Annotated in this window: 25 protein-coding genes; 18 read left to right on the forward strand and 7 right to left on the reverse strand. The window is 68.4% G+C overall.

Annotation, left to right across the window (positions count from 1 at the left end):
• Positions 1–70: 70 nt before the first annotated feature.
• The 6 genes from IEV96_RS02245 to IEV96_RS02270 all read left to right on the forward strand — a co-directional run bounded on the left by IEV96_RS02245 (position 71) and on the right by IEV96_RS02270 (position 5324).
• A complete protein-coding gene (locus tag IEV96_RS02245) occupies positions 71–847 on the forward strand; it encodes a fructosamine kinase family protein (protein ID WP_188509083.1) in 777 nt (258 codons plus the stop codon).
• A gap of 32 nt (positions 848–879) precedes the next feature.
• Complete coding sequence (locus tag IEV96_RS02250) at positions 880–1929, forward strand: FUSC family protein (RefSeq protein ID WP_188509084.1); 1050 nt, start codon at positions 880–882, stop codon at positions 1927–1929.
• Between the two features lie 7 nt (positions 1930–1936).
• Entirely contained in the window at positions 1937–2563 is a 627-nt protein-coding gene (locus tag IEV96_RS02255; RefSeq protein WP_188509085.1) for a hypothetical protein, read from the forward strand.
• A gap of 92 nt (positions 2564–2655) precedes the next feature.
• Positions 2656–3780 carry an LLM class flavin-dependent oxidoreductase gene (locus IEV96_RS02260; RefSeq protein WP_188511085.1) on the forward strand — a complete coding sequence of 375 codons (1125 nt, stop codon included), beginning with the start codon at positions 2656–2658 and terminating at the stop codon, positions 3778–3780.
• Positions 3780–4409 (forward strand): FMN reductase, encoded by a 630-nt coding sequence (locus tag IEV96_RS02265; protein WP_188509086.1) that lies wholly within the window; start codon positions 3780–3782, stop codon positions 4407–4409. The genes IEV96_RS02260 and IEV96_RS02265 overlap by 1 nt, the downstream gene beginning before the upstream one ends.
• Before the next feature lie 63 nt (positions 4410–4472).
• Positions 4473–5324: a fumarylacetoacetate hydrolase family protein gene (locus IEV96_RS02270; RefSeq protein ID WP_188509087.1), complete on the forward strand. Its 852-nt coding sequence runs from the start codon at positions 4473–4475 to the stop codon at positions 5322–5324.
• Here IEV96_RS02270 and IEV96_RS02275 read toward each other — a convergent pair whose 3' ends face one another.
• From IEV96_RS02275 to IEV96_RS02285, 3 genes are read right to left on the reverse strand one after another with little or no spacing between them, the layout of a single operon-like run.
• Positions 5325–6266: a glycoside hydrolase family 6 protein gene (locus IEV96_RS02275; protein ID WP_188509088.1), complete on the reverse strand. Its 942-nt coding sequence runs from the start codon at positions 6264–6266 to the stop codon at positions 5325–5327.
• A 2-nt stretch (positions 6267–6268) separates the two neighbouring features.
• Positions 6269–7315: a glycoside hydrolase family 6 protein gene (locus IEV96_RS02280; protein ID WP_188509089.1), complete on the reverse strand. Its 1047-nt coding sequence runs from the start codon at positions 7313–7315 to the stop codon at positions 6269–6271.
• Positions 7316–7374: 59 nt separating this feature from the next.
• The gene (locus IEV96_RS02285) at positions 7375–8259 is read right to left on the reverse strand and encodes a LysR family transcriptional regulator (RefSeq protein ID WP_188509090.1); all 885 of its coding nucleotides are present in this window, start codon (positions 8257–8259) and stop codon (positions 7375–7377) included.
• A gap of 81 nt (positions 8260–8340) precedes the next feature.
• Between IEV96_RS02285 and IEV96_RS02290 the strand changes: the two genes are divergently transcribed.
• From IEV96_RS02290 to IEV96_RS02300, 3 genes are all read left to right on the forward strand, one after another.
• Complete coding sequence (locus IEV96_RS02290; protein WP_188509091.1) at positions 8341–9558, forward strand: MFS transporter; 1218 nt, start codon at positions 8341–8343, stop codon at positions 9556–9558.
• Between the two features lie 242 nt (positions 9559–9800).
• A complete protein-coding gene (locus IEV96_RS02295; RefSeq protein ID WP_188509092.1) occupies positions 9801–12080 on the forward strand; it encodes a polyribonucleotide nucleotidyltransferase in 2280 nt (759 codons plus the stop codon).
• A 253-nt stretch (positions 12081–12333) separates the two neighbouring features.
• Positions 12334–13299, forward strand: a complete 966-nt coding sequence (locus tag IEV96_RS02300; protein ID WP_188509093.1) for an aldo/keto reductase — start codon at positions 12334–12336, stop codon at positions 13297–13299.
• Between the two features lie 32 nt (positions 13300–13331).
• Here the strand turns inward: IEV96_RS02300 and IEV96_RS02305 are convergent, their stop codons facing one another.
• A complete protein-coding gene (locus IEV96_RS02305; RefSeq protein WP_188509094.1) occupies positions 13332–13664 on the reverse strand; it encodes a hypothetical protein in 333 nt (110 codons plus the stop codon).
• Positions 13665–13746: 82 nt separating this feature from the next.
• On the opposite strand from IEV96_RS02305, the gene IEV96_RS02310 reads away from it, so the two are divergent.
• From IEV96_RS02310 to IEV96_RS02320, 3 genes are read left to right on the forward strand one after another with little or no spacing between them, the layout of a single operon-like run.
• The gene (locus IEV96_RS02310; protein WP_188509095.1) at positions 13747–15123 is read left to right on the forward strand and encodes a M16 family metallopeptidase; all 1377 of its coding nucleotides are present in this window, start codon (positions 13747–13749) and stop codon (positions 15121–15123) included.
• A 31-nt stretch (positions 15124–15154) separates the two neighbouring features.
• Positions 15155–15757, forward strand: a complete 603-nt coding sequence (locus IEV96_RS02315) for a histidine phosphatase family protein (protein ID WP_188509096.1) — start codon at positions 15155–15157, stop codon at positions 15755–15757.
• Between the two features lie 38 nt (positions 15758–15795).
• The gene (locus IEV96_RS02320) at positions 15796–16497 is read left to right on the forward strand and encodes a MerR family transcriptional regulator (RefSeq protein ID WP_229732962.1); all 702 of its coding nucleotides are present in this window, start codon (positions 15796–15798) and stop codon (positions 16495–16497) included.
• An 8-nt stretch (positions 16498–16505) separates the two neighbouring features.
• Here IEV96_RS02320 and IEV96_RS02325 read toward each other — a convergent pair whose 3' ends face one another.
• A complete protein-coding gene (locus tag IEV96_RS02325) occupies positions 16506–16988 on the reverse strand; it encodes a GNAT family N-acetyltransferase (protein ID WP_188509098.1) in 483 nt (160 codons plus the stop codon).
• Between the two features lie 32 nt (positions 16989–17020).
• Here IEV96_RS02325 and dapB point away from each other — a divergent pair, with 32 nt between their 5' ends.
• Both dapB and IEV96_RS02335 read left to right on the forward strand, forming a co-directional pair.
• Positions 17021–17752 carry a 4-hydroxy-tetrahydrodipicolinate reductase gene (gene dapB / locus IEV96_RS02330; protein ID WP_188509099.1) on the forward strand — a complete coding sequence of 244 codons (732 nt, stop codon included), beginning with the start codon at positions 17021–17023 and terminating at the stop codon, positions 17750–17752.
• On the forward strand, positions 17749–18192 hold the full coding sequence (locus tag IEV96_RS02335) for a tetratricopeptide repeat protein (RefSeq protein ID WP_373282403.1): 444 nt from the start codon (positions 17749–17751) through the stop codon (positions 18190–18192). Before dapB ends, IEV96_RS02335 begins: the two co-directional genes overlap by 4 nt.
• Before the next feature lie 15 nt (positions 18193–18207).
• On the opposite strand, the gene IEV96_RS02340 is transcribed toward IEV96_RS02335, so the two are convergent.
• Positions 18208–19095 carry a TIGR01777 family oxidoreductase gene (locus IEV96_RS02340; protein ID WP_188509100.1) on the reverse strand — a complete coding sequence of 296 codons (888 nt, stop codon included), beginning with the start codon at positions 19093–19095 and terminating at the stop codon, positions 18208–18210.
• A complete protein-coding gene (locus IEV96_RS02345) occupies positions 19095–19520 on the reverse strand; it encodes an OsmC family protein (protein WP_188509101.1) in 426 nt (141 codons plus the stop codon). The genes IEV96_RS02340 and IEV96_RS02345 overlap by 1 nt, the downstream gene beginning before the upstream one ends.
• 57 nt (positions 19521–19577) lie before the next feature.
• Between IEV96_RS02345 and IEV96_RS02350 the strand changes: the two genes are divergently transcribed.
• The 4 genes from IEV96_RS02350 to dapA all read left to right on the forward strand — a co-directional run bounded on the left by IEV96_RS02350 (position 19578) and on the right by dapA (position 22511).
• Complete coding sequence (locus tag IEV96_RS02350) at positions 19578–20372, forward strand: thymidylate synthase (protein ID WP_188509102.1); 795 nt, start codon at positions 19578–19580, stop codon at positions 20370–20372.
• On the forward strand, positions 20369–20845 hold the full coding sequence (locus IEV96_RS02355; protein WP_188509103.1) for a dihydrofolate reductase: 477 nt from the start codon (positions 20369–20371) through the stop codon (positions 20843–20845). The genes IEV96_RS02350 and IEV96_RS02355 overlap by 4 nt, the downstream gene beginning before the upstream one ends.
• A 325-nt stretch (positions 20846–21170) precedes the next feature.
• Entirely contained in the window at positions 21171–21524 is a 354-nt protein-coding gene (locus IEV96_RS02360; RefSeq protein ID WP_188509104.1) for a hypothetical protein, read from the forward strand.
• Between the two features lie 9 nt (positions 21525–21533).
• On the forward strand, positions 21534–22511 hold the full coding sequence (gene dapA / locus IEV96_RS02365; protein ID WP_188509105.1) for a 4-hydroxy-tetrahydrodipicolinate synthase: 978 nt from the start codon (positions 21534–21536) through the stop codon (positions 22509–22511).
• Positions 22512–22529: the final 18 nt, after the last annotated feature.

Genomic DNA, 22529 nt, shown 5'->3' on the forward strand with positions numbered 1-22529 from the left:
TGTTCTTGGAACGGAAGCCGTCATCCCTCGTGGATGGCGGCTTTCGTGGTTTAACGCGGTAATAGAGAGCATGCCCACCTTTATCAAGCGCAGACCGGATGCTCCTGCCGGATTCTTCGAGGCCGAAGCCGCCGGACTGGCCTGGCTGGCGGAGGCGACCGACGGTGTGCGCGTCGCCGGTGTGATCCGCGTGGCACCCGGCGAGATCGAGTTGGAACGGATAGCCGAGGTCACCCCGACCGCCGAAGCCGCCGACGCGTTCGGAGCGGCGCTCGCCCGCACCCACGCCGCCGGTGCCGCGGCCTTCGGGTCACCTCCCGAGGGCCACACCGGCCCGTTGTTCATCGGCCGCCGCCCCCTCACAGCGGCGCGGCAGACCCGCTGGGGCCGCTTCTACGCGCGCGACCGCGTGCTGCCGTACCTGAGCCTCGCCGTGCAAGCCGGCACCGTGAACGAGCGCGAGGAACGTGTCATCCGCGCCGCCTGCGACCGCATCGCGAACGGCGACTTCGACGACTCCGAGCCACCGGCCCGGCTGCACGGCGACCTCTGGACGGGCAACGTCCTGTGGGCGCGCGACGGCGCGGTGCTCATCGACCCGGCCGCGCACGGCGGACACCGCGAGACCGACCTCGCGATGCTGGCGCTGTTCGGATGTCCCTTCCTCGAGCGAGTGCTCGGGGCGTACGACGCGAGCGCCGTCGACCTGGGTGCGCCCCTGCGCGACGGCTGGCGCGATCGCATGCCCGTACACCAGCTGCACCCGCTCGCGGTGCACGCCGCCGGGCACGGCCGCAGCTACGGCGTCGCCCTCGCCGACGCGGCCGGCCGAACGCTGGAGTTGTAACCTAGCCACTGCTTTATCTGTATCGGAGACCCATGACCTTCCGCTCCGACCTGCGCAGCATTGTCGAACTGCGACCGAGCCCGCCCCGCCTGTACGTCGCCATTCAGGCCGCGGTCGCCATCGGCATCCCGACCGTGGGCTTCGCCCTCGCCGGCAGCCCCGAACTCGGCCTGCTCGCCAGCAGCGGCGCCTTCCTCGCCCTGTACCTGACGACCCGCAGCCGCGGCGACCGCGCCCGCAGGCTGCCGTTGCTCGCCCTCGGGTTCCTCGCCGCCTCGGCCCTCGGCATAGCCGCATCCGGAAGCCTGGTCCTCGGCCTGCTCGTTCTGTTCGTCGTCGCTGCCGTCTCCTCGGTGCTCTGCCTCGGCCTGGACGTCGGCCCGCCCGGCGCCCTGTTCTTCGTGCTCGTCGCCGGCGTGAGCGGCCACGTCGCCGGGCCGGCAGAGCTCGGCGGCGGCGGCGTCGACGGCTGGCTCGTGCTGGGCATGCTCGCGCTCGGCCTCGTGATCGCCTACCTCGTGGTGCTCGCGCCGCTCGTGCTGCCGCGGGTGCGCGCCGCCGACGCTCGGGTGCGGAACGAACCGCTGCGGTTCGACTTCGACGAGACGACCAGGATCATCCTGGTCCGTCTCATCGTCGCGACCGCGATCGCCGTGGTCGTGGCCGCTCCGCTCGGTATCCACCGCTCGTACTGGGTCCTGGTCGCGGTCGTCGCGATCCTGCAGAACGGGCACCGGCTGCGCCTCACCGCCCTGCGCGGCGTGCACCGCGTTCTCGGGACGCTCGTGGGCCTCGGCCTGTTCGCGCTCGTCTCGCTCGTGAACCCGACCGGGGTCTGGCTCGGCCTGCTGCTGATGGCGCTGCAGTTCGTGGTCGAGCTCGTCGTCATCCGCAACTACGGGTTGGCCCTCGTGTTCATCACGCCGCTCGCGCTCACGATCGCCGCCCAGGCCGGCACGGCCGCCGTCGACGTGATCGTGACCGAGCGCTTCTTCGACACCCTGCTGGGAGCGGCGATCGCGACCGCCGTGTTGCTCGCGGCGCTCGGGCTGATGCGCTGGCGAGCCCGGAACCCGGCATGATGGAGGCGTGAACAGGGGCGGATGTCTCGTGGCCGCGGCAGCGGCAATCGTCGTTGTGCTGTCGGGCTGCACGGCCAGGGAGCTCCCGGCCGGTCCCACCGAGGCCGACGTCGACCGCTACTACGACGCGATCGCGGACGCGCACTGGAACGCTCTCGGATTCGACCCGGCCGTGCCTCGGCCCGATATCGAGATCGGATTCACGACCGCGGAGACATGGGCGGAGCAGGTCGCCCGCTGTCTGAACGAGGCGGGATTCGACGGCTACAGCGAGCAGGGTGGCACGCTCCTCGTCACCGGCGACGCCACCAATCTCGAGCAGTCGGCCGAGGAGAAGCTCGCCAACTACCGGTGTCAGATCGCGCACCAGGTGCGGCCGGTCGCCGGTCAGATCCTCAGCGCCGCGCAGCTCGAGTACGTCTACGACTACTACGTGCGGTTTCTCGTGCCGTGCCTCGAGGCGCGCGGCGAGGAGATCACCGACATGCCCGACCGCGAGTCGTTCCTCGCCGAGAGCTTCGTCGGGGCCTGGAGCCCGTACTGGAGCTCCATCAGCGCGGACAGGGAGGAGTTCGCCCGGCTCCGAGTGGAGTGCCCACCGATGCCACCGGGCATAGCCGTGCCGTGGGAATAGTTCCGCCGCGACATCCGTTCTATCTACATGCAAACGTATAGACTTGCAATGACAACCCGGGAGGGCACGAAATCATGAGCACAGGCACTGGAATGCAGTTCGGAATCTTCACCGTCGGAGACGTGACGACGGACCCCACCAACGACTCGACGCCCACCGAGCACCAGCGCATCAAGGCCATTCTGACCATCGCGCAGAAGGTCGAAGAAGTCGGCATGGAGGTGTTCGCGCTCGGCGAGCACCACAACCCGCCGTTCGTGCCCTCGAGCCCCACGACGATGCTCGGCTACATCGCCGCCAAGACCGAGCGCCTGATCCTGTCGACCGCGACGACGCTCATCACCACGAACGACCCGGTGAAGATCGCCGAGGACTACGCGATGCTGCAGCACGTGGCCGACGGCCGCGTCGACCTCATGATGGGCCGCGGCAACACCGGCCCCGTCTACCCCTGGTTCGGCAAGGACATCCGCGACGGCATCCCGCTCGCGATCGAGAACTACGCCCTGCTGCAGCGTCTCTGGCGGGAAGATTTCGTCAACTGGGAGGGCAAGTTCCGGTCGCCCCTGCAGGGCTTCCAGTCGACGCCCCGCCCGCTCGACGGCGTCGCGCCGTTCGTCTGGCACGGCAGCATCCGCTCTCCCGAGATCGCGGAACAGGCCGCCTACTACGGCGACGGCTTCTTCGCCAACAACATCTTCTGGCCGAAGGAGCACTACATGCGCCTCATCAGCTACTACCGCCAGCGCTTCGAGCACTACGGCCACGGCAAGGCCGAAGAGGCCATCGTCGGACTCGGCGGCCAGGCGTTTATGGCGAAGAACTCGCAGGACGCGGTGAAGCAGTTCCGCCCGTACTTCGACAACGCGCCCGTCTACGGCCACGGTCCCACGATGGAGGACTTCACCGAGCAGACCCCGCTGACCGTGGGCAGCCCCCAGCAGGTCATCGACCGCTACGCCGGGATGCGCGAGCACTACGGGGACTACCAGCGCCAGCTGTTCCTCATGGACCACGCCGGCCTGCCGCTGAAGACGGTGCTCGAGCAGCTCGACATCCTGGGTGAAGAGGTCATCCCCGTCCTGCGCAAGGAGTTCGCCAAGAACCGGCCAGCCAACGTGCCCGACGGCCCCACCCACGAGGCGCTTGTCGCGAAGCGGGATGCGGCTCTCGTCGCGTCCGTCCCTGAGCCCGTCGAAGCGGCGGTGGCCAACTGATGACCACCCGCAGAATCGCCGTCATCACCTCGGGGCTCAGCCAGCCCTCGTCGACGAGACTCCTCGCCGACAGGCTCGCGGATGCCACGGCTCGCCAGTTGGCGACGCTGGGTATCGACGCCGAGGTGGAGATCCTCGAACTGCGCGACACCGCGCAGGACGTCGTCAACAACCTGATGACCGGCTTCCCGAGCCCGAAGCTCGAGAAGGCGATCGAGACGGTCACGGGTGCCGACGCGCTCATCGCGGTGACGCCCGTGTTCACCACGAGCTACAGCGGATTGTTCAAGTCGTTCATCGACGTGCTCGATCCGCAGTCGCTCACCGACATGCCCGTGCTGATCGGCGCGACCGGGGGCAGTGAGCGGCACTCGCTCGCCCTCGACTACGCCATGCGTCCGCTCTTCACCTACCTGCACGCCGTGGTGGTTCCGACGAGCGTGTACGCGGCGTCGAGCGACTGGGGGAGCACCGGGGACGGGGTCGCGGCAGCCCTGCCCGACCGCATCGACCGCGCCGCTCGCGAGCTCGCGAACCTGGCGGCCGAGTCCGACCGTTCCAGCCGCGTGGTCGACCCGTTCGCCCTGCCCGCCGGGTTCAGCCCCGTCGGCGGCTACGGCGCGCAGTAAGAACCGATCCGAAAGCCCGACGCCGACACGGCGCCGGGCTTTTGTGGTCTCTAGGATCGAGGCATGACGAAGTTCCTGCGCCTCGGCCCTGTCGGTAGCGAGATCCCGGCCGTCGACGCCGGCGACGGCGTGCGCGACCTGCGCCCGCTGACCGCCGACATCGACGGTGCGTTCCTCGAGAGCGACGGCCTGCGCCGGGCGCGAGCCGCGGCATCCGACCTGCCCCTTCTCGAGGGAGCCGCCGACCTGCGCGTCGGCGCCCCCATCGCGCGTCCCGGTGCGGTGCTCTGCATCGGCCAGAACTACGCGGCGCACGCGGCAGAGTCGGGCAACGCCGCACCCACCGTGCCCATTCTGTTCTTCAAACACCCGAACACCGTCGTCGGCGCGTTCGACGACATCCACGTGCCGCCGCGCGCCGGGAAAATCGACTGGGAGGTCGAGCTCGGCGTCGTCATCGGCACCCGCGCCCGCTACCTCGACTCGGTCGACGTCGCGCTGAGCCACGTCGCCGGGTACGTCGTCAGCCACGACGTCTCCGAGCGCACCTGGCAGAAGGACGAGTCGGGCGGCCAGTGGTCGAAGGGCGAGATCGCCGAGACCTTCAACCCGATCGGCCCGTTCCTCGTGCCCGCCGACGAGGTGGACGCGCAGAACCGGCGGCTCTGGTCGACCGTCAACGGCGAGGCGCGTCAAGACTCGACCACCGCCGACATGGTGTTCTCGGTGGCCTTCCTGGTCTGGCACCTCTCGCAGTACGGCGTGCTCGACCCCGGCGACCTGATCAACACGGGCACCCCCGAGGGTGTGGCGATGTCGGGCCGCTTCCCCTACCTGAAGGTCGGCGACGTCGTCGAACTGGGCGTCGAGGGACTCGGGGTCATGCGGCAGACGCTGGTCAGCGCACCGCGCTAGTCACCGGTTGGTCACCAGCGACACCGCGTACCGGTCCCACCACACGCCCGCGGCAGGGCCGCCGTTGCAGGGCCCGTCGCTCACCCCCGGGTGCTTGACCCAGAGCAGCGCGTCGAGCTTCGTCGTGCCGGGAGTCGCTCGCGGGTTCACCCCGAGGGCCGCGCCCAGCGGGTTGCACCACTCGCCGTTCGCGCCGGCGCCGTTGCGCGACACGTCGATCACGTAGTGCTTCCAGTTCACCCGCGCCGAGAGCTTGCCGGCGTAATCCGACTCCTGTTGCACCGGGTGGAAGTTCGACACGTTCGTAAAGAAGCCGTTCGCCCGCGCGATGCCCGCCTTCTTCAGCCACTCCGCCTGCGCGGCCGGTCCGAGCCAGTTCGAGTTGCCGCCGTCGAGGTAGGTGACGAGTCCGGCGTCGGCGAGGATGTCGACCGCCTGCCTGATGAGCGGTGGACGCACCGCCACCTCGCTGGCACACTTCGGGGCGGCGAGCGATGACAGCGAGTCCGGTTCGATGAGCACGACGGCGCGTGTGCCCTCGAGTTCGTCGGCGATCACCCGGTTCCAGTCGAGGTAGGCGTCGTAGGTGGTGCCGCCGCCCGAGTGCCCGCCGCAGTCCCGGAACGGGATCGCGTAGGTCACGAAGACGAGCGTCGCACCCTGTTTAGCGGCGGCGGCGACGTGTCGGCGGATGATGGTGCGCATGAGCTCGTCGCTCCACCAGTTTCCGAGCCAGACCGCGGTGGGCTGAGCCGCGATGACGGCCATGGCGTCGGCCGAAGCGACATCACCCTGCGCTCTGAGGCGGGCGTCCGCTTTAGCGGCATCCGTATTTGCTTCCAGGTAGATCGGCCCCGGGAAGACCGGGTCGGCAGCGGTCGCCGATGTGGGCGCGCCGACGACGAGCAGCGCGGCGAACAGGAGTGCTGCCACCGCGCGCATCGTCAGTCTTTCGTCGGACGGTTGTCGACGAGGTCGAGGGCCTGTTCTTCCCACCACACGCCGGCCTTCGGGCCGCCGTTGCAGGCGCCGTCGCTGATGCCGGGGTGTTTGATCCAGAGCAGCGCGTCGAGGCTGGTGCTCTCGCTCGTGGTCACGACCGGCGCCTGGCCGAGGGCCGCGCCGGTGGGGTTGCACCAGTCGCCCTTCCAGCCGTTGCCGTTGCGCGACACGTCGGTCACGAAGCGTTTGCCGCCGAGCAGGGCCGACAGCGCCTCGCCGTACTGGCGCTCCTCGTCGACCCGGTAGAAGTTGGAGACGTTGGTGAAGAAGCCGCGCGCGTTCTCAACGCCCGCCGACGTGAGCATCTCGGCCATGCGCTTCTCGGGGATCCAGTTGTTGTTGCCCGCGTCGAGATAGGAGGTGAGCCCTGCCGCGGTGAACGCCTCGACGGCGCCCTTGATGAGCGGGAGGCGGCGCGTCTCCTCGCCCGCGCACTTCTCGCTGAACAGCATGGCGAGCGAGTCGGGTTCGACGATCATCACCGCGCCGGTACCCTTCAGTTCGTCGGCCAGGGCCTGCGCCCACGGCCCGTACTCGTCGTACTCGAGTCCGCCGGCCGAGAGCCCGCCGCAGTCGCGGTTGGGGATGGCGTACGGGACGAAGACGAGCGTCGTGCCGGCCTCTTCCGCCTCCGCGATGTACTCGCCGAGCACGTCGGGCATCTTCTCGGCGGTCAGCCATTCACCGAGCCAGATCGCCGTGGGCTGCTGGCTGATCTGCGCGATCTTCTTCGCTTCCTCGGTCTTACCGGCGTCGCGCAACTGCTGTTCCGCGACCATCGCCTCCGAGCGCGGGTCGAGGAACGGCCCGCCCGGAAAGACCTCGGCACTCGTCTTGACGCCCGGGGTCGTGGTCGGAGTCGGGGCCGCGGATGACTCGGATCCACCGTCGTCCGCCGGTGCCGTGCAGCCAGCGGCGAGCAGCGCGACGGTGGCCGCGACGGCCGCGGCGATGCAGACCCGAGAGAAGGATGGTGCGGTCGAAGTCACGTAGCGCCCCCAGCTAGGTTGAGGTTCAAGAGTTGCACGGCACCGCGGTAGGGGCAACGTCACCCAGCCGATGCGGAGGTGACGCGGTCGGCGAACAGCCCGAGCAGCGCCGCGACGGCCGGGCTCGGGTCGGGCCGGCTGATCACGCTCAGCCGCCAGTCGACGACGGGGTCGAGCCGCACGGCGACGGTGCCGGGCGGCAGCACGAGCGAGAGTTCCGGCACGACGGCGATTCCCAGATCCGCGGCGACGAAGCGCGGCACCTCGGTCAGGTCGCTTACGACAGTGCTCACGTTGCGCGTGATGCCCGCGTCGGCGAACGCCCGCTCGATCACGACCCGGTTGCCGAAGCCCGCCGGCGTGTCCACGAACTTCTCCTCGGCGAGATCGCGCAACGTGACGCGCTTCAGCGCGGCGAGCGGATGACCCAGCGGAAGCACGGCCACGAAGCGGGTCTCGGCGAGCGTGAGCACCTCGAGCCCCACGAGGTCCTGGATCGGGAGGCCCATGAAGGCGACGTCGACGCGCCCGCGGCGCACGTCGTCGGCGAGCCCGGTCGAGCCGGAGGCGGATGCACCGAGCTGGAGATCGACGAGGGGGTGCAACCCGTGGAACTCGCCGAACAGTCCGGGCAGGTCGACGAACCCGACGTTCGTGAAGATGCCGACGCGCAGCCTTCCGCGGATGCCGGTGGTCGACGAGGCGCTGCGTACCCGGTCGATCGCCTCCAGCGCGATCCTCGCCTCGGGAAGCAGCAGCTCCCCGGCGGGGGAGAGGGCGACGCTCTTCGTCGACCTGACGAACAGGGTGGTGCCGAGGTCGGACTCGAGCGCGCGGATGCCGGCGGACACCGTGGACTGCACCGCGAACATCCGCGCTGCCGCCCTCGTGAAGTTGAGTTCTTCGGCGACCGCGACGAAGTATTCCAGTTGGCGGGTGTCCATCCGCCTATTATCGCTTTCATCGATCAATTTGACCAGAATTAGTCGTTGGACACGATGAAGGTTCCGGCGCACTCTGGGGTCATGACAATTTCGGCACCCGCCCGCACCACCCGGTTCCAGTTGCGCCACGGCGCCGGCTTCTGGATCATCGCCGCCGCCTTCTTCACGGTGATGGCATTCTCGACCCTGCCCACCCCGCTCTACGCGCTGTACCAGCAGCGCGACGGGTTCGCGACGTTCATGATCACCGTGATCTTCGCCGCGTACGGCATCGGCGTGATGGCGAGCCTGTACTTCGCCGGGCACGTGAGCGACTGGCTCGGCCGCCGCCGCATCATCCTCATCGCGATCGTCGTCGAGATCGTCGCTGCGGCGATCTTCCTGCTCTGGCCCGAGGTGCCGGGCCTGATCGTCGCGCGGTTCGTCAACGGCGTGGGTGTGGGCATGCTCACGGCCACGGCGACCGCGCACCTCAGCGAGCTGCGCGCCGTCGCGCGGCCCGACGAGGGACCGTCGACCTCCGGCACCGTCTCCAGCTTCGTCAACATCGGCGGGCTCGCCGCGGGCGCGCTGATGTCGGGTGTGCTCGCCCAGTTCGTGGTCGCACCGCTCGTCGTGCCCTACGTCGTCTTCCTGGTGCTGCTCGTCGTCGGCGCGATCGCCGTGGCCTTCGTGCCGGAGACGGTCGAGCGCCAGGAGGAGCGGCACGCCTACCGTCCGCAGCGGGTCTCGCTGCCCGCGGCTTCCCGCTCCACGTTCTTCGCGGCCGGGGCGGGCGCGTTCTCCGCCTTCGCCATCTTCGGACTGTTCACGTCGCTCGCCCCGAGCTTCATCGCGGGCACCCTGCACGAGCCGTCCCGCCTCGTCGCCGGTGCCGTCAGCTTCGTCGTCTTCGGAGCGGCAGCCGTGTCCCAGGTCCTCACGACCCGCCTCGCGCCGGTGCGCCAGTTGCAGCTCGCCGTCGTGCTCATGTCGCTCGGACTGGTCGGGATCGCGACCGGCGTGCTCGTCGTCAGCCTGCCCGTCTTCGTGGGCGCCGGCCTGCTCGCCGGTGCGGGGGTCGGCATCCTGTTCCGCGGCTCGATCGGCGTCGCGGCGTCGCTCGCGAGCGGCCCGTCGCGCGGCGAGATCCTGGCCGCGCTGTTCCTCATCGCGTACGCCGGCATGTCGGTTCCCGTGCTGCTGATCGGTCTCGCGCTGGCCTTCCTACCGAGCACCACCGTGCTCGTCGGCTTTGCGGCGGTCGTGCTCGGGCTCGTGCTGGTGTCCGGAGCGCGCATGATCGCCACGCGCCGCTAGCGGCTATCGGCGGGGCCTGCTGGTAGTCTGGAGTCGCAACACAATGGAGCAGGCTGGCGGAGAGCTGGTCAGTGGTGGTGAATTCCCGGCACGCAGCCGGTGGTTTTCTACTGTTGACCAGACATGCGTCCCACTCTGGGGAGAAACGCGCGTACACATATCTGTGTGTCGAACGGCCCCTGTTCCTCGACGAGTCCCCTCCATACGGGAGCGGACGTAAAACAAAGAGGAGAAACCCCCGCATGGAGGGTCCAGAAATCAAGTTCGCCGAAGCCGTTCTCGACAACGGCAAGTTCGGCACGCGCACCGTGCGCTTCGAAACCGGTCGTCTCGCACAGCAGGCCCAGGGCGCAATCGCGGCCTACCTCGACGAAGACACCATGCTCCTCAGCGCGACCAGCGCCGGCAAGCACCCCCGCGAGGGCTTCGACTTCTTCCCCCTCACGGTGGACGTCGAAGAGCGCTCCTACGCGGCCGGCAAGATCCCCGGCTCGTTCTTCCGTCGCGAAGGCCGCCCGTCGACCGAGGCCATCCTGGTCTGCCGTCTCATCGACCGCCCCCTGCGCCCGACCTTCGTCGAAGGCCTGCGCAACGAGGTCCAGGTCGTCATCACCGTCCTGAGCATCGCTCCCGACGAGTTCTATGACGCCCTCGCGATCAACGCGGCATCGCTGTCCACGCAGATCTCCGGCCTTCCGTTCTACGGTCCCATCGGTGGCATCCGCCTCGCACTGATCAACGACCAGTGGGTCGCATTCCCCAAGTACTCGCAGCTGGAAGAGGCCGTCTTCGACCTCACCGTCGCCGGTCGCCTCGTCACCGATGCCGAGGGCAACGAAGACATCGCGATCATGATGGTGGAAGCCGAAGCCACCGAGAACAGCTGGGACCTCATCAAGGCCGGCGCCACCAAGCCCGACGAGACCGTCGTCGCCCAGGGCCTCGAGGCCTCGAAGCCGTTCCTCAAGCAGCTCATCAAGGCCCAGCTCGAGGTCGCAGCGCAGGCCGCCAAGCCGATCGCCGCGTACCCGGTCTTCCCGCCGTACCAGCAGGCGACCTACGACTCGGTCGCGGGCTTCGCCTACGAAGAGCTCAAGGGCGTCTACCAGATCGCCGACAAGGTCGCCCGCCAGGACGCCGACGACGAGCTCAAGGATCGCGTCAAGGCTCACGTCGCATCCGAAATCGAAGCCGGCAACCTCGACGGCAGCGCCACGTCCGAGATCTCCGCGGCCTACAAGTCGGTGTCCAAGAAGGTCATGCGCACCCGCGTGCTGACCGAGGGCATCCGCATCGACGGCCGTGGCCTCTCCGACATCCGCGCGCTCGACGCCGAAGTCCAGGTCATTCCGCGCGTGCACGGTTCGGCGATCTTCCAGCGTGGAGAGACCCAGATCCTCGGCGTCACCACGCTGAACATGCTCAAGATGGAGCAGCAGATCGACTCCTTGGCCCCCGTGACCAAGAAGCGCTACATGCACCACTACAACTTCCCGCCCTACTCGACCGGTGAGACCGGCCGCGTGGGTTCGCCGAAGCGTCGCGAGATCGGGCACGGCTTCCTCGCCGAGCGCGCCATCGCCCCGGTTCTGCCTCCCCGCGAGGAGTTCCCCTACGCGATCCGTCAGGTGTCCGAGGCTCTCGGCTCCAACGGTTCGACGTCGATGGGTTCCGTCTGCGCCTCGACCCTCTCGCTGCTCAACGCCGGTGTGCCGCTGCGCGCACCCGTCGCCGGTATCGCGATGGGCCTCATCTCCGACGAGATCGACGGCGTGACGCGCTACGCGGCACTCACCGACATCCTCGGCGCGGAAGACGCACTCGGCGACATGGACTTCAAGGTCGCCGGCACGTCGGAGTTCGTCACCGCGATCCAGCTCGACACGAAGCTCGCCGGCCTGCCCTCCTCGGTTCTGGATGGCGCGCTCAAGCAGGCCAAGGAGGCTCGCACCGCGATCCTCGCCGTGATCAACGCTGCGATCGACGCTCCCGACGAGATGGCCCCCACGGCGCCTCGCGTGATCTCGGTGCAGATCCCGATCGACAAGATCGGCGAGCTGATCGGCCCGAAGGGCAAGACGATCAACCAGATCCAGGACGACACCGGAGCCGACATCTCGATCGAGGACGACGGCACCGTGTACATCGGCGCCGTCGACGGTCCGTCGGCCGAGGCCGCCCGTGCCGCCGTCAACGCGATCGCCAACCCGCTCAACCCCGAGGTCGGGGAGCGCTTCCTGGGAACGGTTGTCAAGATCGCCACCTTCGGTGCGTTCGTCTCGCTCACCCCGGGCAAGGACGGTCTGCTCCACATCAGCGAGGTGCGTAAGCTTGCCGGTGGAAAGCGCGTCGAGAACGTCGAAGACGTCCTCGTCGTCGGCCAGAAGATTCAGGTCGAAATCACCAAGATCGACGACCGCGGAAAGCTGTCGCTCGCTCCTGTTGAGGACGAGACCGTCGGTGGAGACACCGAGGGTAGCGCAGCCGCCAGCGAGGGCCCCGAGGCCCCCGCAGAAGGCTAAGCAGCAACTGCAGCGCCCATAGATCTGCTCGAGGCCTCTCGCCAGGCGCTCGAGTAAGACGAAGAAGCCCCCACCGCAAGGTGGGGGCTTCTTTGCTTCCCGCCGCTTTTTCCGGCTCGGACGGGGTACAGATTTTTCCGGATGTAACCGGCACAATTCCATCCGACTACGTCCTGATAACGATTGGGGTGTCATCCCACGAATGTCGGCGGTGCATCCTATTCTCGAAATCGAGCTAAGGGGAACGTGAGACATGACGACTGCGATCGACACCGGTCGGCCGTCGGCGAGCGCGCGCTCCGGGCTCAGGCAGGTCGGCGCCTCCGACCTCGAGGTCTTCCCCCTCGCGATCAGTGGCAACGTCTTCGGCTGGACGGCCGACGTCGTCTCCACTAACGCGATCCTCGACGAATACGCCGCTGGCGGCGGCAACTTCGTCGACACCGCAGACTCCTATGCCGCTGGCCGCAGCGAGATCATGGTCGGCAACTGGATGCGCGACCGTCGCAACCGCCCAGAGATGGTCGTGGCGACCAAGGTCGGTAAGAGCGCCGACAACCCGGGCCTCTCGGCGCGCGCCCTCACGGCGTCGGTTCACGCGTCGCTCGAGCGCCTGCGCACCGGCTATATCGACCTTCTCTACCTGCACGTCGACGACGAGTCCGTGCCCTTCGAAGAGACTCTCTACGCCGTCGACGAACTCATCCGCGCCGGCAAGGTGCGCTACTTCGGCGTCTCCGACCACACCGGCAACCGGCTCATCGAGGCGCGCATCGCCTCGGGCCAGATGGGCATCGCCCCGATGGTGGCGCTGCAGAACCAGTACAACCTGCTGCACCGTGGCGAGTACGAGGGCGATCTCGCCCGCGTGGCCGACCGCCAGGGTCTCGGCGTGATGCCGCGCTTCGCCCTCGCCAGCGGCTTCCTCACCGGAAAGTACCGCTCGCGCTCCGACATCGCCAAGAACGAACGCGGTGCCGAGGCGGCGAAGTACCTCAGCCGCAAGGGGCTCAAGGTGCTGGCGACACTCGACCGCATCGCGCAGTCGCACGGAGTGGCTGTCGCCACCGTTGCGCTCGCCTGGCTGCTTTCCAAGCCCAACGTCGTGGCGCCGGTGGCGTCGGCGAGTCGCGCCGCCCAGGTCGGCGACCTCGTGGCCGCGGCGACACTTCCGCTCACCCGGGCCCAGATCGCCGAACTCGACAAGGTCAGCGCGTAGCTACCTCAGCGTTCAGCTAGCACAGGGCGTCGCTAGAACAGGCCGGGGATCGCGACCCACCCGAGTGCGGTCACGATCACGATCGAGTTGAGCACCAGAGCGACGACGGTGAGGGACTTGCTCCCGCGCCCTCCGGTGACCAGGGCGAGCACGAGCACCACCTCGAGAGCGACCGACACGACGATGAGGCTCAGCGGCGCCGGCAGCGCCGTGAAGGCGGTGAGCAGCATCAGTACCGCGAGCACGAGCTCGAGCACGGCGAGCACCGTGGAGTTGCGGCTCGCACGCAGGCGCCCGACGCCGTCGATGAAGGCGAGAACGGCGGCCGCCGCGGTGATGACGGTCAGCAGGTTCAGTGTGATCATGGCGGCTCCTCCGGGTACGCGGAACTCCCAAGGCTAGTGCGATTATTGGTGCCGTCGTGCCCATAACGTAGGCTCGGTGGCGATGACCGGTGCAGTGCAGTTACCCCTTGACCTCGCAGAACTCTCTTTCGTTTCGACCGGCGACTCGCTCGTCCGACGCAGCGTTCTGCCCAGCGGAGTGCGCATCCTGAGCGAGCGCGTTCCCGGGGCCCGCAGCGCCACGATCGGCTACTGGGTCGCGGTCGGTTCGCGCGACGAGACCCCGTCGACCTACGGTTCGACCCACTTCCTCGAGCACCTACTGTTCAAGGGCACGCTCACCCGCAGCGCGCTCGACATCGCGGTGAGCTTCGACGCCGTCGGCGGCGAGCACAACGCGATGACGGCCAAGGAGTACACCTGCTACTACGCGAAGATCCAGGATCGCGATCTGCCGATGGCGATCGACGTCATCTCCGACATGCTGACCTCGTCGCTGCTCGACCCCGACGAGTTCGAGACCGAGCGCGGCGTCATCCTCGAAGAGCTCGCGATGGCAGACGACGACCCGGGCGACGTTACGAGCGAGCGCTTCTTCGAGGCAGTGCTCGGCGACCATCCCCTCGGCCGCCCGATCGGCGGCAGCCCCGAGACGATCGCTGCCGCCACCCGGGAGTCGGTGTGGAACCACTACCGGGCCAACTACCGCGCCCAAGACCTCGTGATCACCGTGGCGGGAGCCGTCGACCACGACGAGCTCGTCGCTGGCGTCACGGCGGCCCTGCGTCGTGCCGACTGGAACCTCGACGCGCAGGCGGCCCCCGTGCCGCGCCGCAGCGGCAGCGGCGAACTGATCGAGCGGGGCAGCCCGCTCGCCGTCGTGCAGCGCCCGATCGAGCAGGCAAACATCCTGCTCGGGGTGGAGGGTCTCGCCGCCTCCGACCCGCGCCGACCGACGCTGGCCGTGCTCAACTCCGTGCTCGGCGGCGGCATGTCGAGCCGGCTGTTCCAGGAGATCCGCGAAAAGCGCGGGCTGGCCTACTCCGTCTACTCGTTCTCGCCCAGCTACTCCGACGCCGGGCTCTTCGGCATCTACGCGGGGTGCTCACCCTCGAAGATCGCCCAGGTCACCGAGCTCATGCTCAGCGAATTCCGCGCCCTCGCCACCGGCGGGGTCACCGCCGAAGAGCTGCGTCGCGCCAACGGCCAACTGAGCGGCGCGTCGGCGCTCGCGCTCGAGGACTCCGACACGCGCATGTCGCGACTCGGTCGAGCGGAACTCACGATGGGGGAGTACGTTGATCTGGACGAGTCGCTCCGGCGCCTCGATCTCGTGACGGCGGACGGCATCCGAGAACTTGCTGAGGACCTCGTGTCGCGGCCGCTTTCGGTCGCCGCAGTCGGCACGATTGACGAAACCGTGTTCTCCGAACTCGCTTCGTCGGCACGGTCGGCAGCGTCGCCGGCACCGGTCGCGTAGCTCTCGATCCGAACTAACAAGGCGGAATCTCTTGTCCCACTTCATCTACCTGGTTCGCCACGGCGAGCAGCAGGACGCCGAATACGGTCTCCCCGACGGCCCGCTCTCACCGCGCGGACGCCGCCAGGCCGAATCGATCGCCGAGCGGTTGAGTGGCGTGCCGTTCACGGGCGCGTTCCACTCGCCGCTGGAGCGGGCGTCGGAAACCGCGCGCATCATGCAGGGCCGGATGCCGGCGCTGAACTCACAACCGTCGGCGTTGCTGTTCGACTGCTACCCGAGCGGACCGACTCCCGACATGCCGCGGGCGTTCGAGTCGTTCTTCGGGGGAGTCACCGAGGAGGAGATCGAGGCGGGCCAGGCGCAGATGGCCGATGCCACGGCCGAATTCCTCTCGCCCACGGCGGGGGACCGCCACGACCTGCTCATCACCCACAACTTCGTGATCGGCTGGTTCGTGCGCGAGGCGCTCGACGCGCCGAACTGGCGCTGGCTCGGGCTCAACCAGGCCAACTGCGGCCTCACCATCATCCGCGTGCGCACGGCTAAGCCGCCGGTGCTCGTGACGCACAACGACCTGAGCCACCTGCCGATCGAACTGCGCACCGGCATGCCCGAGGGCTGGCCGGTCTAGCGCCGCTCATGGATTCGTCTTTCTGGCCGCCGCGTCGGGTGGAGATCGGCGACGCGGCATCGTTCGTCGGCATCACACCGCGGGCGATCCGCCGCTACCACGAGATCGGTCTGCTCCCGGAGCCCGAGCGGGGCAGCGACGACCGCCGCGGCTACGGCCACGAGGAGATGATCCGGCTGCTGTGGATCCGCAGGATGGCCGACGCCGGGATCGCCGTGGACGACATCCGTGGGTTCTTCGTCGACAGCGCTGCCGCCGGTGCCGACGGCATCCGGGGCAGCACTGTGGCTCTGCTCTCCGACATCGTCGCCAGTCGGCTGGAGGGCCTCCCCGAGGGCTCACTGCGGCAGTCGGATCTCGACAGCCTGCTGGTCATGGAGCGGATCTTCGGCCCGCTCGGTGCGGCCGTGAACGCATCACGCTACATCGCCATGGCCACCCATCCGGGCCTGCGGGAGGAATCCGACCGCGTCGATGCCGCCGAGGAGGCGCTCGACGACACGGTCGCGGTAGACGACCCGCGGGTGGCAGCGGTCGCAGCCGAACGCCACGCGTTCGAACGGGCTCTGCACGCGGTCATCGAGGATTCCGGTCTGGGGAAGGGTGACGAAGCGCTCTCCGACTCCTGGGAAGCGTTGCAGGCTGTTGAGGCCACCGCGCAGATGCCCTACGACTACTCGCCGGCCCGCAGGCGGTGTCTGGAATTGGCGGAAGAACTGGCCGCTCGCGAGTCAGCCTGACGCGGGCGCTACAGCTTCTTCGCGAACCAGTCGGTAGCGTTCGGGTTGTCGTTGTACGGCTCGACGCCCACGAACCCGGTCGAGCGGTACAGGCCGCCCGCGGCCTCGAGGCTGGCGTTCGTGTCGAGCACCAGCTCGGTCGCGCCGAACTCCCTCGCGCGCCGCTCGAGCTCGGCGAGCAGCGCCCGTCCGTAGCCGAGCCCGCGCGTGTGCGCTTGCAGCCAGAGGTGCTTGACCTCGTACCGCACCTCGCCGCGCGGCCCGTCGCCGATGCGCCGGATCCCGCCGCAGCCCACATCGGCGGGTTCGCCGGCGAGATCCTCGCCCTCCACGACGACGAACACACCGCGGGGTGGAACGAACTGTTCGGGATCGGGGAACGCCACCCGATAGGTTCCGCCGGTGAATCCCAGTTCGCGGCTGGTGAAGTATTCGTCGAGCAGGGCGTGAGCCGCGGCATCCGTCGTCTGTGATTCCCGCCAAGTGACCATGCCACAAGCGTAGGCGCCTGTAAGTTGGAAACATGACTACGAAGGTCGCCGTCGTCGGCGCAACCGGCACCATGGGACGACTCGTGTCGCGCCTCGTCGAAGAATCTCCCGACTTCGAGATCGTCGCCTCGCTGGGTTCGAAGGACCCGCTGAGCGACATGCTCGGGGCGGACGTGGTGGTGGATGTCACGGTGCCCGGCGTCTCGCAGGGTGTCGTCGACTTCGCCGTAGCGAACGGCCTGAACGTGCTCGTCGGCGCGTCCGGCTGGTCGGCCGACCGCATCGTCTCGCTCGAGCACCTGCTCGCCGACGTGCCCGGCGTGGGCGTCGTCATCATCCCCAACTTCTCCCTCGGGTCGGTGCTCGCTACGTCGTTCGCCGCGACGGCCGCCCGGTTCTACGACTCCATCGAGATCGTCGAGGCGCACAAGGCGTCGAAGGTCGACTCGCCCAGCGGCACCGCCGTCCGCACCGCGGAACTCATCGGCAAGGCCCGCGCGACCCTCGGCCCGGTGATCGCACCGCACGCCGACCAGCGCGCCCGCGGGCAGCAGGTGGCCAGCGTGCCGATCCACAGCCTGCGCATGCAGGGTGTCGTCGCCAAGCAGGACGTGGTCTTCGGCGGGAACGGCGAGACGCTCACCCTGAGCCACGTCACCATGTCGGAGACGTCGTACGAGACCGGCATCATGCTGGCCCTGCGCGCGGCTCGGAGTGCCGAGGGCGTCACGGTCGGGCTCGACAAGCTGCTCGACATCTCGTGAGGGGCCGCATAGCCGCCATCACGATGGCGGTACTGCTCGTGATCTACCTCGGGTTCGTCGTCAACTACGCGTTCGTGCTCATCGGTACGGGGGTCGGCGTCGCTATCGCCATGGGTATCGCCCTGCTCGTGCTGCCGCTCATCGCCGCGTGGCTGCTTTACCGCGAGATCGCCTTCGTGCTGCGCGGCGAACGGCTCGTGCGGGTGATGGGCGCGGCCGGCGAGCTCCCCGTCGACGACCTCCCGCGCCTGCCGAGCGGGCGCGCCGACTCGGCAGCCGCAGACGCCCAGTTCCCCGCCTACAAGGCGGCGGTCGAACAGCACCCCGACTCGTGGCGCGCCTGGCTGCTGCTCGGACTCGCGTACGACGCGAGCGGCGACCGCTCCCGCGCGCGCTGGGCGACGCGGGAGGCGATCAAGCTCGAACGCAGCGCGGGCTGAGCGGTTTCGACGGGCTCAACCAGCGGTCAGTGCCGCTATGGCCTGCTGCACCGTGGAGTGCTCGAAGGTGAAACCATCGCCGAGCAGTCGGCGCGGAACCGACTTCTGGCTGGCCAGCAGCAGTTCTCTGCCCGGTTCGCGCAGCGCGGTGCGCACGACCGGCTCCGGAATCCGCCAGGGGTGCCAGCGGTGCATCGCCTCGGCGAGCGTCGACGTCACCTCCTCCGACCTGGCCGGTGTCGGTCCGGCGAGGTTGACGGGGCCGGCCAGCTGCGACGTCAGCAGGTGCCGGATGGCCGCGGCCTCGTCGTGGAGGCTGATCCAGGGCCAGTACTGTGCGCCCGTTCCGAGCGTCGCGCCCAGCCCGAACCGCGTGAGCAACTGCAGCGGCGTGAACGCGCCGCCGTCGCCGACCACGAGCCCGGTGCGCACTGTCACGACCCGGGTGGAGTGGCTCGCGAGGTTCGCCGCCTGCTCCCACGCGTCGACGACGTCCGACAGGAAACCCTCGCCCTTCGTCGACTCCTCGGTGAGCTCCTCGTCGCCACGGTCCCCATAGAATCCGACGGCCGAGGCGCTGAGGAACGTCGCGGGTGGCGTGGCCGAACCGGCGATGGCGTCGGCCAGGGTCCAGGTCGCGTCGATGCGCGAGCGCAGGATCTCGCGCTTATAGCCGGCGGTCCACGGCAGGCGGCCGGTGGACGCACCGGAGAGGCTGATGACGGCGTCGACGGAGGCGATCAGTCCCGGATCGATGACCCGTGCCGCCGGGAACCAGCGGTACTCCGAACTGGAGCGGCGCTCGCGCCGCACGAGCCTGAGGACTTCGTGGCCGTCGGTCTCGAGCTGAGCGGTCAGCTCAGAGCCGATGAGCCCGCTGGCTCCGGCCATGAGTACCCGCATCAGGCGAGGCTGGCTTCGAGAGTGATCGGGATGCCGGCGAGCGCGCGGGACACGGGGCAGTTCTCCTTGGCCTCGGCCGCGAGGCGCTCGAAGTCCTCCTCGCTGATTCCGGGAACCTTGGCGCTGACCAGCAGGTGGCTGCCGGTGATGCCGACGGAGGGGTCGAAGGTCACCGCCGCGGTGACCTGCAGGCTCTCCGGCGTGTGGCCGGCCGTAGCGAGTTCGTTCGCGAAGGCCATCGAGAAGCAGGCGGAGTGCGCCGCACCGAGCAGTTCTTCCGGATTGGTCTTGCCGGCTTCGCCCTGGGAGCGCGCCGCCCACGAGACCGGGAACTCCGCGGCATCCGAAGAATCGAGCGAGGTGGTCCCTGATCCGCTCGGCAGATCTCCGAACCACAGGGTTGTTGCTTCACTGGTGACTGACATTGGATGATCCCTTTCGTCGATCTCACCCTAAGCCGGGAGGGGCGGTATCGTGAAGGCATGCTGCAATACCTCGACCTGCTGCGCGACGTTCTCGAAAACGGCGCCGAGAAATCCGACCGCACCGGCACGGGAACGCGCAGCGTCTTCGGCCGACAGCTGCGGTTCGACCTCGCCGAGGGATTCCCGATGCTGACGACGAAGAAGCTGCACCAGAAGAGCATCGTGGGGGAGCTGATCTGGTTTCTCCGCGGCGACACCAACGTGCACTGGCTGCAAGAGCGCGGCATCAAGATCTGGGACGAGTGGGCCGACGAGAACGGCGATCTCGGACCGGTCTACGGTCACCAGTGGCGATCGTGGCCGACGCCCGACGGCGGGTCGATCGACCAGATCGCCAAGGTCATCGACTCGATCAAGAACAACCCGGATTCCCGCCGCCACATCGTGAGCGCCTGGAACGTGGCCGAGGTCGACGACATGGCGCTGCCCCCGTGCCACACGATGTTCCAGTTCTACGTCGCCGACGGCAAGCTCTCCTGCCAGCTGTACCAGCGCTCCGCAGACGTCTTCCTCGGTGTGCCCTTCAACATCGCGTCGTACGCCCTGCTGACGATGATCGTCGCCCAGCTCACCGGCCTCGAGCCCGGCGAGTTCGTGCACACCTTCGGTGACGCGCACCTCTACAGCAACCATATCGAACAGGCCGAACTGCAGCTCACCCGTGAGCCCGGCCCGCTGCCGACGATGCTGATCAACCCGGACCGCACCGAGATCGACAGTTTCGAACTCGACGACTTCACCCTCGTCGACTACGTCGCCGCGCCCTCGATCAAGGCCCCGATCGCCGTATGACGCCCGCCCAGTCGATCACGCTCGTCGCGGCCATGGGGCGCAACCGTGTGATCGGCCTCGACGGCGACATGCCCTGGCACTTCTCCGAGGACCTCGCCCACTTCAAGCGCACCACCATGGGCGGCGTGATGATCATGGGGCGCAAGACCTTCGACTCGATCGGCCGCCCGCTGCCGGGGCGCCGCAGCATCGTGATCACCCGCAGCGCCGAGTGGTCGCACGAGGGCGTCGAGGTCGTGCACTCGCTCGACGACGCCCTGGCGTTGGCGGGCACGTCCGCGCCCGTGTTCGTCGTCGGCGGGGGAGAGATCTACTCCCAGTCGCTCGCCCTCGCCGACCGCCTGGTACTCACCGAAATCGACGACGCCCCCGCCGGAGACACCTACTTCCCCGAGTGGTCGCGAGCCGAGTGGGTCGAGACAGCCCGCGACACCCGCGACGACCTCTCCTTCGTCACCTGGGAGCGCGTCTAGCCGCGTTTGCGCCAGCGGCCTCTACGCGCTCGCTGTTTGCGCCGGTCACCCGCAAAACGTTCCTGAACCGAAGGACAACGGCGCCTGTTATTCATCAGCGTCCTTCGCTTCAGGAACGTTTTCACCGTCACGGCCACCGGCGACCTCGCCACTTCGCCCTCCACATCGCTGTGGCACCGCGTTCCTCCACACATTGCGCCACGCCGCGCCAGCGGGGACCCGCACGAGGCATGCTCGCGGAGTGCACCCTGTTGAGCGCGTGGTCCGAAAACTAGGCGGCATTGCGTCTACCGCGGAAATCTTGGCGCGCGGGTATGAGACCGACATGGTCAGGCTCGTGGCGAGCTACGGCCGCATCGTGCCTGTCCGGCAAGGCTGGTACGCGGTGCCCGAGGTGCCGAAGGACTCGCTTCGTGCCTGGCGTGCGGGCGGGCGCCTGACGTGCATCAGCGCGGCCGTGCAGCACGGGCTGTGGGCGCACGACGTCGACGCACTGCACGTGAGGGTCGCCGCCAACGCTTCGCGTGTAGAACGTTCGCCGCGCGTTGTCCTGCACTGGTCGCGCGCGGCGGTTACCGGCTCGCGACTCGCCGTTTCCGTCGAGGAAGCGTTGCAGACCATTCGCCGATGCCAGCCCGCCGAGGTATTCCATGCGATCCGGCGAGCGGCTAACCGATAGCCTTAGACCGTGTCTACTACGTCTAACCCATTCGGCCAGGTTCTCGTTGCGTTGGTGACCCCGTTCACCCCCGACGGCGAAGTGGACTGGAACGACGTAGAGAAGCACATCGACCGCGTCATCACCGACGGTGCGGACGGCATCGTCGTGACCGGTACCACCGGAGAGACATCCACCCTCACCGACCCCGAAAAGCTCAAGCTCGTCGAGGTAGCGAAGTCGGTCGCGGGCGGTCGCGCGAAGATCATCACCGGCGGCGGCTCGAACGAGACCGCGCACGCCATCGAGCTCGCCAAAAAGAGCGAGAAGGCCGGCGCTGACGGCAACATGATCGTCACCCCGTACTACAACAAGCCGACCCAGGCCGGAGTACTCACCCACTTCCGCATGATCGCCGATGCCACCGACCTGCCGGTGATCCTGTATGACATCCCCGGTCGCACGGGCATCCCGATCAAGTACGAGACGATCCTGCGCGCCTCGAAGCACCCCAACATCCTCGCGATCAAAGACGCCAAGGGCGACCTCGCCGAGGTGAGCCGCGTTCTCAACCAGACCGACCTCATCTACTTCTGCGGCGACGACGCCAACGCGCTGCCGAGCCTGGCCATCGGCGCCACCGGCCTCATCGGCGTGACGGCGAACATCGCCCCTATGCCGTACCGGCACATGATCGACGCCGTGAACGCGGGCGACCTCACCGCCGCGACCGCCGCGCACAAGGCCCTCGAGCCGCTCGTGCGCGCCATCATGACCCACGTGCCGGGTACCGTCTCGACCAAGTACGTGCTGCACGGCCTCGGCCGCATCGGCTCGCCCCGCGTGCGCCTGCCCCTCGTCGGGCCGGAAGAGTGGGAAGCCGCCCAGATCGAAGACGAGATCGATCTCGTGAAAGACATCCCCGGTGTCGACTTCCGCAACTTCCGTCCCGACCGCAACGCGGCCGCCGGGGGCGCCCTGCCCAAGGTGGCCGGCACCACCCGTTAGGTGCCCGACAACAAGCTT

The organism is Conyzicola nivalis, assembly GCF_014639655.1.
Taxonomy (GTDB): domain Bacteria; phylum Actinomycetota; class Actinomycetes; order Actinomycetales; family Microbacteriaceae; genus Conyzicola; species Conyzicola nivalis.